This is a genomic window from Flavobacterium hydrophilum, assembly GCF_003202405.1.
Taxonomy (GTDB): domain Bacteria; phylum Bacteroidota; class Bacteroidia; order Flavobacteriales; family Flavobacteriaceae; genus Flavobacterium; species Flavobacterium hydrophilum.
Map to the genome: position 1 here is coordinate 1,274,783 of NZ_QJHL01000001.1, position 14,138 is coordinate 1,288,920.

Annotated in this window: 9 protein-coding genes; 1 reads left to right on the forward strand and 8 read right to left on the reverse strand. The window is 36.0% G+C overall.

The features are described from left to right. Positions 1–163: 163 nt before the first annotated feature. Entirely contained in the window at positions 164–1,279 is a 1,116-nt protein-coding gene (locus DMB68_RS04885; protein WP_110345518.1) for a PepSY-associated TM helix domain-containing protein, read from the reverse strand. A gap of 174 nt (positions 1,280–1,453) precedes the next feature. Between DMB68_RS04885 and DMB68_RS04890 the strand changes: the two genes are divergently transcribed. Beyond that, positions 1,454–3,793, forward strand: coding sequence for a TonB-dependent receptor (locus DMB68_RS04890; protein WP_110345519.1), 2,340 nt, complete (start codon positions 1,454–1,456; stop codon positions 3,791–3,793). A 71-nt stretch (positions 3,794–3,864) separates the two neighbouring features. Here DMB68_RS04890 and DMB68_RS04895 read toward each other — a convergent pair whose 3' ends face one another. Genes DMB68_RS04895 through DMB68_RS04925 form a run of 7 tightly spaced genes read right to left on the reverse strand, consistent with a single transcriptional unit; the run spans position 3,865 to position 14,112 of the window. Further along, positions 3,865–5,253 carry an AMP-binding protein gene (locus DMB68_RS04895; RefSeq protein WP_110345520.1) on the reverse strand — a complete coding sequence of 463 codons (1,389 nt, stop codon included), beginning with the start codon at positions 5,251–5,253 and terminating at the stop codon, positions 3,865–3,867. Positions 5,254–5,271: 18 nt separating this feature from the next. Further along, positions 5,272–5,514, reverse strand: a complete 243-nt coding sequence (locus DMB68_RS04900) for an acyl carrier protein (protein ID WP_110345521.1) — start codon at positions 5,512–5,514, stop codon at positions 5,272–5,274. 24 nt (positions 5,515–5,538) lie between these two features. Continuing rightward, positions 5,539–6,945, reverse strand: a complete 1,407-nt coding sequence (locus DMB68_RS04905; protein ID WP_110345522.1) for an MATE family efflux transporter — start codon at positions 6,943–6,945, stop codon at positions 5,539–5,541. Beyond that, positions 6,942–8,777 (reverse strand): IucA/IucC family protein, encoded by a 1,836-nt coding sequence (locus DMB68_RS04910; protein WP_110345523.1) that lies wholly within the window; start codon positions 8,775–8,777, stop codon positions 6,942–6,944. The genes DMB68_RS04905 and DMB68_RS04910 overlap by 4 nt, the downstream gene beginning before the upstream one ends. A gap of 1 nt (position 8,778) precedes the next feature. Beyond that, a complete protein-coding gene (locus DMB68_RS04915; protein ID WP_110346352.1) occupies positions 8,779–10,149 on the reverse strand; it encodes a lysine N(6)-hydroxylase/L-ornithine N(5)-oxygenase family protein in 1,371 nt (456 codons plus the stop codon). A 17-nt stretch (positions 10,150–10,166) separates the two neighbouring features. Next, positions 10,167–12,608 carry a GNAT family N-acetyltransferase gene (locus DMB68_RS04920; protein ID WP_110346353.1) on the reverse strand — a complete coding sequence of 814 codons (2,442 nt, stop codon included), beginning with the start codon at positions 12,606–12,608 and terminating at the stop codon, positions 10,167–10,169. Beyond that, positions 12,586–14,112: a pyridoxal phosphate-dependent decarboxylase family protein gene (locus DMB68_RS04925; protein WP_110345524.1), complete on the reverse strand. Its 1,527-nt coding sequence runs from the start codon at positions 14,110–14,112 to the stop codon at positions 12,586–12,588. The genes DMB68_RS04920 and DMB68_RS04925 overlap by 23 nt, the downstream gene beginning before the upstream one ends. Positions 14,113–14,138: the final 26 nt, after the last annotated feature.

Below are 14,138 nucleotides of genomic sequence, written 5' to 3' on the forward strand. Positions count from 1 at the left end.
GTGGTTTCTGTTTTAATTCAAACACTTTAGTCTATAGCTAATATATAATTTATTTAGGGTTTATACTGTAAAACAATATATTATGAGGAATATAAAAAATAAAAGCTCCGGATTTCTCAGAAGCTTTGTTTATATATTGATAATTTATAAAAGTGATTAGGGCTTAATTTGATGCTTTCTTTTTTCTTTTCCCTAGCCAGATCAATAATCCGGTAACGGGTAATGTTATGGCAAAAAGACAAACCACAAAAGCAAGTATTTTAGTAGGATAACCATAAATACTTCCGGTATGGATTGGATAAATCAGTCGCTTTAATTTGTCTCCTTTCGAAAAGGATTCATAAGGCCTGATCTCTATCTCTTTACCGGTGTACTTGTCAAAATAAATAGCACTTGACTGATTTGGAATGCTGAATTCTAAGTTTTCTTTTAATATAAGAATACTGTTAATGGTATCAGCCGGCATCCTGATTTGAATATTACCTTGGTATGGAAATATACTGTCAGTTTTTTGATATAAAGTTTGATAAAAAGCAGTTTTATCTGTTAATGGATCAACTTTAGTAGGGTTTTCTACTTTTGGAGATGGTCTTTCCGTAGTACCGTTTGCTATAAAATACATTCCGTTTTCAAACCATTTAAAAGACCATGTCAATCCCGTCAGGGCAATAATGAGTAGAAAGATAAAAGTATAAAAACCAAAAGTCGAATGGAAATCCCAATTGACTCTTTTGAAAGATGCTTTCCATTTAACAGTCAGTCGCTGTTTTAAATTTTTTATCTTTTTTGGCCACCATAAAACTAAACCGGAAATCAACATAAAAACAAAGATTAAACACGAACTGCCTGTGATAATTTCTCCCACGTCGTGCAGTAATAAATGCCTGTGTATGTTTAAAACAATAGAGAAAAATCGACTCTCCTGTGCAATAGTCCCAAGTACTTTTCCTGTGTAAGGATCTACAGAGAAAATTTGGCTATCTCCTTCGCTGTTCTTTCCTATGATTGTCATAGTACGTTTAGGGTCGTTATAGACTACGATTCTGTTTATTTTTTCAATAGCGTACTGTTTCTGAATGGCAGCTGTACAATCATCAATTGTTTTTTTGCTGCTCCCAACATTGGATACATTATAAAACTCTGGATTAATAAACTGGTCAATTTCTTTTTCAAAAACCAAAAGACTGCCTGTCAAAGCTACCGTAAACAAAATCAGACCTGAAGCAAGTCCTAGCCAAAGGTGTAATTGTCCAATTTGTTTCTTCAATTTTTTCTTCATGTACTATTTGAATTATTACTGCAAATCTATACTTATTTAGACTAAATTTTGAATAATTTGTTATGAATCTAAATAAATCAAGATAATTACTTGTTAAACAACTATTAATTTTTACTTTTGCGCAGTTTTTATTTAGAATGAATAAAAACAAATACTAACCAAATTTAAAAATCAATGAAACATCTTAGTTTAAGAACATCACAATTTTTATTTATCATTAGCTTTTTATTTACAGCCATTTCTTCTATTGCACAACAAAATCACGGAAAAATGAAAGGGCAAATCACAACATCTGACGGTGAACCTGCGGCAGATGTAAATATTATTCTTAAAAATTCAAAATACGGTACCATTACTAATGACGATGGTGTGTTTGAAATAAACAGAATAAAACCAAATACATATACGTTGCAAATATCCCTGGCAGGTTATGAAACTTCTGAACAGGTCGTTACAGTAGAAGATAATAAAACAGCAACAGTTAATCTGCAGTTGAAAGTTTCAAACAAAGAATTGCAGGAAGTTGTAATTAATAACAGAAAGAGTTTATTGTCTAAAAAAACTGAAACAGTAGCCAGAATGCCACTAAAAAACCTCGAAAATCCTCAGGTGTATAATGTAATACATAAAGAACTTTTTCAGGAACAGGTAGCAATTGATATTACAACTGCTATGAGAAATGCACCAGGGGTAGTGCCGCTTAATTATCCTTCAGGAGGATTTGCACTTATCTTTAGAGGATTTACTGTTGGAATTAACGCCAGAAATGGTATGGAAACATTATCTGGTCGTTCTTCAGTAGGTATTGCAAATATTGAGCGAATTGAAATTTTAAAAGGACCTTCAGGAACTTTATTTGGTTCTTCAGCATCTTCTTTTGGTGGTGTTGTAAATTTAGTCACTAAAAAGCCTTTTGAAACTACAGCTACAGAAGTTGGATATACTGCCGGAAGCTACGGCACAAATATGCTTACCGCTGATATCAATACACCTCTTACTAAAGATAAAAAAGTACTTTTCAGACTTAATGTAGGTGTAAATAAAGCAAAAAGCTTTCTTGATTATGGTTATTCTAATACCTTGTCTTTTACACCAAGTCTTACTTTCAAAGCAACAGATAAGCTTAAATTTAATATCGATGCAGAGCTATATAACGCTAAAAGTACAAAACCCTTATATCCGGGTGCATCTGCAACATCAGGAGTAACAAACCCGGCCGATATCAAATTGGATTATAAAAAATCACTGGTGCATGATGATGCTGATGCTAAATCTACTGCTTCAAAAGCTTTTGTTCAGTCGGAGTATCAGATATCCGACAACTGGAAATCAACTACCTTATTTTCTTATGTAAGTGAAAATGTTGAATACAGTTATCAGGTTTTGCCAACCTGGACTTCTCCAACTACAGCTACTATTCGTGCTACGATGTTTGGGCCAATATCCAGTAATTATACCAATATTCAGGAAAATATTAATGGAGAATTTAAAACGGGTATCTTAAGCCATAAAATAGTAGCCGGAGTGAATTATAGAAATTATTCAGATACTTTTTCATCTACACCAACTCCGACAGCTCCATTTAGAACAATTGATGTGACAACCAACTTCGTACCAGTTAGAAAAAAAGACATTGATGCGGTCTTATTAGCTCCGGTTATACGAGCAGGCAGAGACGAACATACGTATAGTGCCTATGCTTCTTACGTTATGGGGATTGCAGAGAGATTACACATTATGACAAGTTTACGTTTAGATGATTTCGAACGTAAGCAAAGCGGTACGGTATTGGGTTACAAACAAACATCTGTATCACCGAAATTTGGATTGGTATTTGAAGTTCTTGATGATCAGTTGTCGTTGTTTGGAAATTATATGAATGGTTTCCAGAATATAGCTCCTGTAAATCAGCCTGACGGTGCACAATTTGTACCGGATCCACTTTATGCTAATCAATGGGAATCTGGGATAAAAGCTGAATTGTTCAATAAAAAATTAAGCACAACAGTGAGTTATTATGAAATTACTAATGATAATGCATTAATAAGACAAGCAGATTTAGTTTATCAACAGGATGGAAAACAAGTAAGCAAAGGAGTTGAATTTGAATTTCTGGCCAATCCTATCTCTGGTTTAGATATTACTGCAGGGTATGCCTATAATGATAACCGTATCGAAAAAACAAGCGACGTTAATAAAGCCATTGAAGGCAATAAAGCAGCTGATGCTCCTGAACATGTTGTGAATTTTTGGGTTTCTTATAAACTTCAAAATAAGTTAAAAGGTTTAGGTGCAGGTTTTGGCGCAAATTATGTAGATGAAAGTTATCTGACTACAGCTAATACATTTTATATTCCGTCTTATACTATTTATAGCGCTACAGTATTTTATGAGCAGCCAACGTGGAGAGTAGGACTTAAGATAGATAATTTAACTAATGAAAAGTATTGGAGTACTTGGGCAGCACCTCAGGCACCAACAACTATTTTGGGAAGTTTATCATTTAAGTTCTAATCCTTTTATCTTAATAAAAAAGACCTCTATTTGCAAGAATAGAGGTCTTTTTGTTTTACAATTTACAATTTTTATACTGCTATTTCAGATTCAAGAGATTCTTGAATAACAGGATAATTCACTTTTCCGTTTGCAGTAAGCGGTACATTATCTAATTGAATTACTTTTAAGGAACTGGAATGGAGGCTTAGTTTCGCTTTTAAAACTTTTACAATCACTTCTTTGTTTAAACTTGCGTCTGTATACAAAATTGCTAAATGTTTGTCATATATATTCAGGCAAATAAATGTTTGTCCTCCAAGAGTGTTTTTAAGAAGCAATTCTATTTCATCCAGATTGATCCGGGTACCGAATAGTTTTACGATTCTTTTCAGTCGGCCAGTAATATAATAATATCCTTCATTATCTACTCTTGCCTGATCTCCGGTATGCAGTTTTTCTTCCTGATCATAAAATTGAAGGTCGGCTCTTCGTTCGGCATAACCGCCAAAAATATTCGGTCCGTAATAAATAAGTTCAGAAGTTTCATTGTCTATTTCGAAACGTCCGTTTTTGATAGCGCGCCCAATAGAGCTTGCTTTTCTCAGCAAGTCTTTTGGAGGTAAATAAGACATACGTCCACTTGCTTCAGTTTGTCCATATTGTGCGAAGAACTGTTTGCCAAATTGTTCATTATATTCTGAAATGATTTCAATTAATTTATGACTCAGCAATCCTCCGCCATGAGTAAAATAACGAAGCGAAGGATGATCTTTTTTAAAGAAACCTATACTGTGCAGCATTTCGTAAAAATAAGGTACACCTCCTAAAGTAGAATAGCCATAATTTTTCAAATCAGACCAGAATTCTTTTTGAAAAACATCTTTATCAGTACAAACAATCTGATGTGCTTTTATACAATTGGTATGAAAAATAGACAATCCGTAAACCGAATGTACCGGAACATTCAGCGGTACGACGTCATCTGGTTTAATAGGCTGATAGTCCAAAATGGATTTCGCATTCTCTGCCAGATTTTCGTCCGAGAGCCTCACAAATTTCGGGGATCCTGTTGTTCCGGAAGTACTCAACAGCAGTTTAACTTTAGGGTGAATTGGATAAATCGAATTTTCATTGCGTCTGAAAAGTGTGATGCTGTCTGAAGCGTTCACGGTAGTGTAGCCTTCAATAGCATTCCGGGATGGATCATAAATATAATAAGGAGTATATTTTGCTTCTAAGTTTTCCTTAAAATCAGTATTGGTTCCTTGTCCAAGTAATGCAATAGTGTATCTGCTCTGATAAAAATTTAATAAAGTTTCAACTGCCGGCAGCAGGTTGTCATTATAAATAAAGGCAACAGATCGCAAATCATCAATTTCAAGCGATTGGTGCATTTCCCTGAAAGATTTAGAAATACCAGTAGCAGAATCCGTAAAGATTAAATTTTCGTTTTTTGAGATTAAATCATATAATTCCATAATTCTTTGTGTTGGTTTCTAGTTAATTTCAAAACCGTATTTTTTGAGTATTTCTTTAATTTTAATAACGCTTCCCATTTCTAAAATATCCTCCATTTCGATTGAGATGTTATACGTACTTTCGATTTCTTCAACCAGTACGAGATGGCTCATAGAATCCCATTCGGCAATTCCCTGATATTCTAATTCATCATTTATTTCCTGAACTGGTATTTCAAAAGCTCTTGAAAATACGCTGTGTAATTGTGCTGTTGTATTCATATTTTTATCTGAATTAAATTTTTATTAAACTTTAGTTGTTTTCCATTTTCCCTTTCGGAAGATGATAATACAGGCTACGGCTAATACAATTTCTGAAAGGAGTATGGCTGTAAAAACACCATTGGTACCTAAATTAAAGGCTATTCCCAATAAATAAGCAAGCGGAATTTGTACAATATAAAACATCAAAATATACAGCCAGGTTACAATTTTTACTTCTCCGGCAGCATTAAGTGCTCTTGAAATAACCATAGTGTAGCCTAATAAAACGTATGCCATAGAAATAAGATGGATATACATCGTACTTTGGGAAATTACCTCCGGAATATCAGTAAAGATTTTCACCACCGGGACTGCGAGGAATATCCAGCAGACGGCAATAAAAACAAGAAATCCCATATTTAGCATTCCGGCTCTCCAAACCGATTTTTCGGCACGGTCGGGTTGTCTGGCACCGAGATTCTGCCCGGTTAATATTCCGGCCGCATTGCCTAGTCCCCAGGCAGGCATTGTGGCAATTGAAGTTACTCTTTGTGCCAAAATATATCCAGCCAGAGCATGTTCGCCAAAATGGGACATAATTTTAATCATAAATACCCAGCTGGAAGCAGGAATGATAAACTGTATTGTTCCGCTAAAAGCCAGTTTGAGTATTCTTTTGAAAATTTCCAAATGGAATACCAATTGCGCTAATCCGATTTTCATTACGGTTTTGCCTCTGATGAGGTACCACGCCTGATAAAGTACTCCGATCAATCGGGCGATTAAGGTTGCGATTCCAACTCCCAGTAAACCAAAAGCGGGTATAACGCCCCATCCAAAAATAAATATCGGACATAAAATGATATTCAGTGCATTCGAGACCCATAATACCCGCATCGCTGTAGAAGCATCACCGGCTCCACGAAATATTCCGTTGATTACTATTCGGAGGATCAAAAATCCGCTGGAGGCAAACATGACTACACCATAAGTATATCCTTCCTGAATCATGGCAGGCGAGAGTCCCATAAGACTCATTATTTCGGCTGTCCATACAGCACAAACGATACTGATAATAACAGCAATTGGGGTTGTAATGTATATGACCTGCATGGCAGTTTGTCCGGCTGCTTTAAACTTCTTTTCTCCGATTCTTCTTGAAATCATAGACGAAGCTGCAATTCCCAATCCTATAGAAACTGAGTAACAAAAAGTAATAAAAGTAGTTGTGGCACCTGCAATAGAAATAGCGTTGGTTCCTAATCTGCTGACAAAAAATAAATTAGAACAGACAAATAAGGATTCCATTAGTAATTCGGCAACCATTGGGACAGACAATAAAATAATAGTTCTGTTTATACTGCCGGAAGTAAAATTGCTTTCCTTTCCTGAAATAGAACGCCTTAAAAGACTAAAAAACGAACGTGTTTTCAATAAGGCTGTTTTCATAAATTTTCTTTTACTATTAACATTTCCGAGTTTACCAACTGATACAACGGGTTGGGAATAAAACCGCTTTTTTTCATATGAGGAAATCCGGAAGTTTCTTCATAACCATTAAACAAACGTCGGGTATTGAAAATAAGGCGTTTAAATTCCGGAATCAGCAAATCATATTTTTCAAACATATCCTGTAGTTCCGGATGTTCGTCCTGATATTCCGTAATAACATCATAGACACCACTCCAAAAAGAAACTTCGGGATAATTAGCAGTCGTAATTAATATATCACTTAAATATCTGAAAAAAGCATCAAAAACAGCTATTAGAATAACCAACGGAGCATTCTCAGGATTTGGAGAAGCATTAAACATGTTATCAATGAATTCCTGAGGCAGTTTTTTCTTGCCTTCTTCGTTGATTAAGATATCGCCCACAAAATCCTGCAAAGCGATACGCGTAGGAACATAATCTTTTAGAATAAGGATTACATTCTGTCCGTGTGGATCAATGCATAATGAATGCTGGTAATAAATCTGCAATACTGGTTTAAGGTAAGCAGTGAAATAAGCTCTTAACCAAGCTTCCGTAGAAAGTCCTGATTTTTCGATAAGTTCCTGAATAAGGCTTTTTCCTTGATTATCTACATACAGCAATGCAGCCATAGTCATCAGATTTTCTCCTAATTTTAAAAAATTAACAGGACTCTCTCGCCACATCGCTCCCAAAAACTCATTGTATTGATAAGGAGGATTTACAATTTTACTATAACTCGGATGTGTGTAACTTACCGAAACAACTTCTCCTAAGAGCACAACGCCCATATTTTGTAGATGAAGATCTTTTTCAAGTATATCTTTAATCCAGCCTGTTAATTTTGGTGCGATTGACAATTGCCTGGCACATAATCCTCTAATATGACTGGTGTTCAGGATAGACATCGATGTTTTTACATAATGTCTGTGTGGCTGACTTTGATTGAAAAAGGTACGAATGCTTTGCTGCGGACTGTATAAATCATCTGAAAGTCCAAGTGGAATCAGGAATTTAGCCGCAATATCATGGGCAAACTGCATCACCAGTTTGTTTTGCCATTGCCACGAATGTACCGGAATAAAAATATAATCGTCCGGATTTACTTCTGCCTGATTCAATAGAGTTCTAAACGAAGCTATTTTTTCTTTTCCCAATTCATTTTCAAAAAAGAGCTGCTGATTCATACTATCTAATAAACGAAATGTAGCACGGCTTTTATGGGCAGCAATCCATACCAAACGGGTATTCTGACCCGATTCCGGTGTAAAGTTTTGATAATCCTGCGAATCAAATCCGATGCGGCCTTTGTTTACAATCACCCACGGATGTCCGTCCAGACTGTGTTCTATGGTTTGAAAATCAGAATCTGCAAGTTCGGAAGCCGACAAACGTTTGTTGGATTGGATAAAAGCATCAGCATATAAAGTATGCAGCAATTCTTCTGCATAATGTGCCAGTGTAAAAGAATTGATACCAAAAGTTTCCTGAAGTTCTATAAAGAAATTAGGAACATCAATTACATCTGATTGCTGTCCGTTTTCGCTTCTTCGAATACTTTCTCTGACAATATGCCAATAATTTATAAATCTTGGATAACCTGAAAAAGTGTAATACAGGTTCTCTTTATCGCTTGACAGTTTAAAATGCGTAAGGCCGTCTTCGTCCTTGCTTATGATTTCTGGTTTTGCCAAATCTTCGCGCATTAATTCTGAAATACTTTTAGCCAGTAGGTTTCGGTTTACTTTATTCCAAATATCTCCGTTAAGATGTTGTACATCTTTAAATGTGTTATCAGAAGTACTCATCTTAGTTTGTTTTTATTAATGCTTCAATATCCAGTGATTCATTCACCAGTTCCATAGTCTTGTTTTCTAAAGAATCTTCTGATTTCAATACACCAAATTCCTGAAAAGCGATTCGTTTTTCCACCTTATAAACTTCACGATTGGCTATCTGATTGATGATGTATGAATTTCTGTAAGGTCCCATGCCTAAGTCTGGAGTCGAAAGTCCGTGTGTATGCAGTTCCGCATTCTGAACAAAGATTTCGTTACCTTCTTTATCAATCGTATAATTGCGGTTTACATTGAACAAGCCATTTTCCAGACGGTTAATTTTGCTTTCAATTCCTTTAATGATTTCCGGTTCTTTGTAGGTGTAACCAGTAGCGAGAATAATGCAGTCACTTTCGTCCTGATATGGTTTTTCAAGTTCAGTATGCATGAAATCCATTTGATAAGAACCATCAGAATTTTCTGTTACGTCGGTAAGGCGAAGATTAGAACGTAATTCTACATTCAAAGGCTTATTTTCTAAACTCATTTCATACAGGCTGTCAAAAATTTCATTAATAAGTTCCTGATCGATGCCTTTGTAAAGTCCGTGTTGTCTGGCCAGAAGCTGTTTGCGTTTTTCGTAAGTCAGACTATGGAAATGATCTACATATTCAGGAGAAGTCAGTTCCAGAGTCAGTTTCGATTTATTATCCAAAGGGAAGAAGTGAGAAGAACGGGTAAACCATTTTAGTTTTAAACCATTTTCAGTTTCAGGCAGAAGATCCTTAAAAACTTCTGCGGCACTTTGTCCTGAACCAATAATAGTAACTGAATTATTGTTTTTAATTCTCGACTTGAAATATAAATATTTGGATGCGTGTATTACATTTGGTAATTCCTGTTTCTCAATAAAGTCCGGAACATAAGGAGAAGTTCCTGTGCCTAAAACAATCTTTTTGGCATAATAAGTTGAGGTGATACAGGTTTCTGTATTCATGACAATTACTTTGTATAAACCATCAACATAATCTAAAGAAACTACTTTGTGTGAGAATTTTAAATTATTAAGTTTAGAAACGACCCATTTGCAGTACTCGTTATATTCTCTTCTGAAAATAAAGAAGTTTTCACGAATGTAAAACTTATACAAACGCCCGCTTTCCTTGATGAAATTCAGGAATGTGTATTTACTTGTAGGATCAGCCATCGTAACCAGATCTCCCAAAAAAGGAACCTGGAGGCTTGCATTGTTTAGCATTAAACCCGGGTGCCAGTCAAAACCGGCTGACTGATCAAAAAACAGGGATGATAATTCTTCTACGGGCTCCATAAGAGCGGCAAGGCCAAGGTTAAAAGGACCAATTCCAATACCTATAACCGAGTATGTTTTTTCTGTACTCATTGCTATTTTTTTATTGATTAAACCTGGGTCGCTGCAACCGGAATGTTCTGAAAGTTTTTGGCAGCCGGAAATTTCTCCCAATACCATTCTCTATAACAAAAATTCAGATTGGCTTTTTTATGCGGCATTTCGATTACTTTTTGAATTTTGAATCCAACTTGTGCCTTATTCATCATGGAAGCCAGTGAATCTACGGAACCTTCACCAATCATTTTGCCAACTTTAGCTTCGGCAAAAACAAAATCCATCATAGATTGTGTTACGGCAGAAGTGAATTTAAGTTTGGAATCTGTAGGTGCAATAATTAAATGTGTACCGTAATCAGATGGGAGCGAATCGTAATGATTGCCAACAATGTCGCGATTTGCCCAATATACTTCCATGTTAAAAGTCGGAACACCATTTGCTTCACCAATATAACTGTGAGAGATATCGCCGGGAAGTAAGGTGCGGTAAAACATTTCCAGATCCTTAATCGGCCAGTTCATTTGCCAGATTTTCAGCGCATGTTCGCGATGAAACCATTCATGAAGTATTTCAAGATCGTTGTCAACATTTACGGGACGCAGGGTTATTGTTACGTTTTCCTTTTCGAAGTATCGGCTAAAAACTATGTCAGTTCCTTTTGGATTTATTAACTTTTTAGAAAAAAAGTATTTATTTAAGGGATTTGGATAGCTTAAATAAACCGCAGGATTGGTTCTTGGCGCACTCGCTTCATCCATATTATTAAGGCTCGTGAGCAGGTTTCCTTTTGCAAGGAGCTGAGTACTGTTGAGGAAATGTGAAGCCAGGCCTGTTGTATCAGAAGGTTCTTCTGCTTTAAAAACTTCATATATTAAATTAATAAGCTGAGGTTCATCAGCCAGTTTGTTTTTGCTCAATGCATTTACAATTCCAAACAGATGATTTACTAAAAGATAATAACCCCAAAGGTTAATAATTCGGCTTTCGGCTATAAAATTTCTGCTTTCGTCACCAAATCCCGGAAGTATTTTCTGTAATTCATCTACTTTTCCCTGACGGAAAAAATAGCCCTGATTGTCCCTGAAGTACATTTTAGAAGGAAAAAGATTGTCATCAAATTCAATAAGGATATTTTGTTGATGAAATTCTGCTCCAAATCCATATTTATTAAAAATACCTATTAGAGGATGTATCGTAATTTTAAGGTATTGCTTAAACCAGTCAACAGCAACTTCGGAGATTTCTTTGTTCAGCCTTTTTGCGGATTCCTGAATAAGATTTGATATTCTGGCTGTTTCTCCTAAAACCCCATCCTGAGTTAAAGACGCTGCCATACTCACATTTTTTCTGGAATTTGCTCCGTGAAAAGGATTTTGGCGCACACTGGTACTAAAGCCATCGATGATTTTATCCTGATAAATAACTGCTATGTATGCCGGATCGCAAATAAGATGGACCTCAGGATACTCTTTTTGAATTCCTTTTCCCCATTCTGTTTTCATGAGTTTGCTGGCATCATAACCACGATTCAGTTCATGAAGATAATTTACACGATAAGAGTTGGTAATTTTTACATGAAGTGAAAATTTGTACATCCATTTACTTTCAGCATTGTATACCGTTCGAACCGATGAGGTAGCCGTATACGATGGTCCGAATTGTCCCAGACTGAATAATAGTTCTTTGGATTGCATTTCCTTAATTTCAGTCTGATTTAGTAAGTACTCAGCTTCCCACGGATGGGTAGGAACTACTTTCCATGTAGGATGAGCAGCCAGTAATTCTTTAGCATTGTTATTCGCATACTTCGAAATTTCAGTTCTCAGATAATCCGTCATCAGATACTCTTCGGTGCTTTTCTCCAGGACATTATCCGAATGAATCAGAAAGAAATGCAACGGGAATTGCCCAGCTGTTTCAGGAGAATATTTTTTTAGTTCCTCATTCGTAAAACCTTCTCTGCTTTTTGGCAGAGGGTGTACGCTGTGTCCCAAAATCAGCGATTGTTCAGCTTCAATAAAAGTCTGTTCAGGACTATTGACCGCCTGATCACTTTTTTTATATTCAGAAAGATAAAAAGCCAGATTATCTATACTGTTCTGCATGCGTTTTTGAGTTGGCAGCGAATCGATTTCTGGATAATCTGTTTTAGAAAATGCTGATACAATTTCTACAAAATCAAATGGACTTATCTCTTTGATTTCGTCAGAAGAACTATTACGGACAACGATTGGAAAACCAAAAGAGTGCACACCGCTTTCTGAAAAGTAGGTTAGGGGAGCAAAAACTTCCTGACCTATACTCGTAAAATCAAATCTAAGAAATGATTTATGATGGATAGCCTGCATATAATCTGCCAGTGCAGGATCATATTTCGGAATGCCTTCGTAGCGGCTCCAGTTTTTGAATTCCCTGCAAAAGCAATTCAACAGGGATTTAAAATTCACCTGCTCTGCCTGCTGACGATAGTTAGTTAAGTTGTTGGTAGTCATTTCCGTTTTGTTTAATGAGTTTAAGAATATTTTTGATGTCATTAAGCGTCGTTAATGGATTGAAAATGGTGAATTTGAGATAGAATTTTCCATTTACTTTAGTACTGGCAACCAAAACTTCTCCGCTGAAAAATAATTTTTCTTTGATATACTGATTGATGTTGCAATAATTCGACTGATCAAGTCCATTAACAAAACGGAAGACTAATACCCCTATATCAGAATGGCATAGAAGTTCGAAATTTTCATCCTGTTCAATATAAGCAGCTGTCTGCTGAGCTGTTTCGATAATAGTGTCGGTATATTGTCCCAGTTTTTCTTTACCCATATAGCGGAGGGTGAACCAAAGTTTAAGTGCATCAAAACGGCGTGTACTCTGGATAATCGATTTATTGATTTGTGCCGGAAGAGCATCATAATTTTGCTCTTTCGGATTCAGATAATCCGCGTGATGTTTGATGATGTTAAGATGTAATTTGTTTTTTACAATAAAAGCACTGCTGCTGATGGGCTGAAAGAAAGATTTATGGTAGTCAATGGTTACAGAGTCTGCAAGTTCAATACCATTCAAAAGATATCTGTATTTTTCTGTTAACAATAATCCACAACCATAAGCAGCATCAACATGTAGCCATAAATTATGACGGCTGGCGACAGTAGCTATTTCAGTTAATGGATCAACATTACCAAAATCTGTTGTTCCCGCAGTGGCTGTAATCGCGATAGGGATATTGCCTTTTTCTATTTCTTTTGCAATTGCTTTTTCAAGCTGCTTAGGATCCATTCGATATCTGGCATCTACACCAACATGGATGATAGCTTGTTCGCCGAGACCTAAAATCCAGGCGTTTTTATGGTTACTGAAATGCGCTTTATCAGAAACAAATATTCTGAATTTACTGGCATCAGGAGGTAGACCATCAAGTTTGATGTTCCATTTTTGATATTCAAGAGAGAAGTAATCCCTTGCCAGTAATAATCCCATTAAGTTACTTTGAGAACCTCCGGCAGTAAAAATTCCATCAGCATTTTCAGAATAGCCAATTTGTTTACTGGTCCAGTCGATTAGTTTGCGTTCTATGAAAGTTCCCCCGGCGCTTTGATCGTACGTATCCTGAGAAGAATTTATGGCGCTAATTAGCACTTCTGCAGCCAGTGCCGGAATAACGACAGGGCAATTTAAATGCGCAATATATTCCGGTAAATGATAAGCTGTAGCGTGTTTTACATACAGTTCGTCTGCTTCATTCAGAAGACTCTCGTAATCAGGAAGAGGAATATCTAAATCTACATTTTCTACCTTAGATTTCATTTCGTCAGGTCTGATTCCGCTGAAAGGTTTTTGATTGTTTTTTAGAAAGTCTGTAACGCGGTTTTGTGCTAATTGTATGGCTTTAGCATATTCATCATTCGCATGTTGATGAAAAATATCTTTATAATAATCCTGATCTGGAGTAAGCACTGATTTTTTTTGTGCTTCATCATTCATTAATGTGTTGTTCATAATGGGTTTTATTTAGGGTTTGTTAA

Bases quoted from the DNA above. Each gene is read 5' to 3' on its own strand.
- DMB68_RS04920 (WP_110346353.1), bottom strand. From the start codon at position 12,608: ATGACTACCAACAACTTAACTAACTATCGTCAGCAGGCAGAGCAGGTG.
- DMB68_RS04915 (WP_110346352.1), bottom strand. From the start codon at position 10,149: ATGAGTACAGAAAAAACATACTCGGTTATAGGTATTGGAATTGGTCCT.
- DMB68_RS04890 (WP_110345519.1), top strand. From the start codon at position 1,454: ATGAAACATCTTAGTTTAAGAACATCACAATTTTTATTTATCATTAGC.
- DMB68_RS04910 (WP_110345523.1), bottom strand. From the start codon at position 8,777: ATGAGTACTTCTGATAACACATTTAAAGATGTACAACATCTTAACGGA.
- DMB68_RS04905 (WP_110345522.1), bottom strand. From the start codon at position 6,945: ATGAAAACAGCCTTATTGAAAACACGTTCGTTTTTTAGTCTTTTAAGG.
- DMB68_RS04925 (WP_110345524.1), bottom strand. From the start codon at position 14,112: ATGAACAACACATTAATGAATGATGAAGCACAAAAAAAATCAGTGCTT.
- DMB68_RS04895 (WP_110345520.1), bottom strand. From the start codon at position 5,253: ATGGAATTATATGATTTAATCTCAAAAAACGAAAATTTAATCTTTACG.
- DMB68_RS04900 (WP_110345521.1), bottom strand. From the start codon at position 5,514: ATGAATACAACAGCACAATTACACAGCGTATTTTCAAGAGCTTTTGAA.
- DMB68_RS04885 (WP_110345518.1), bottom strand. From the start codon at position 1,279: ATGAAGAAAAAATTGAAGAAACAAATTGGACAATTACACCTTTGGCTA.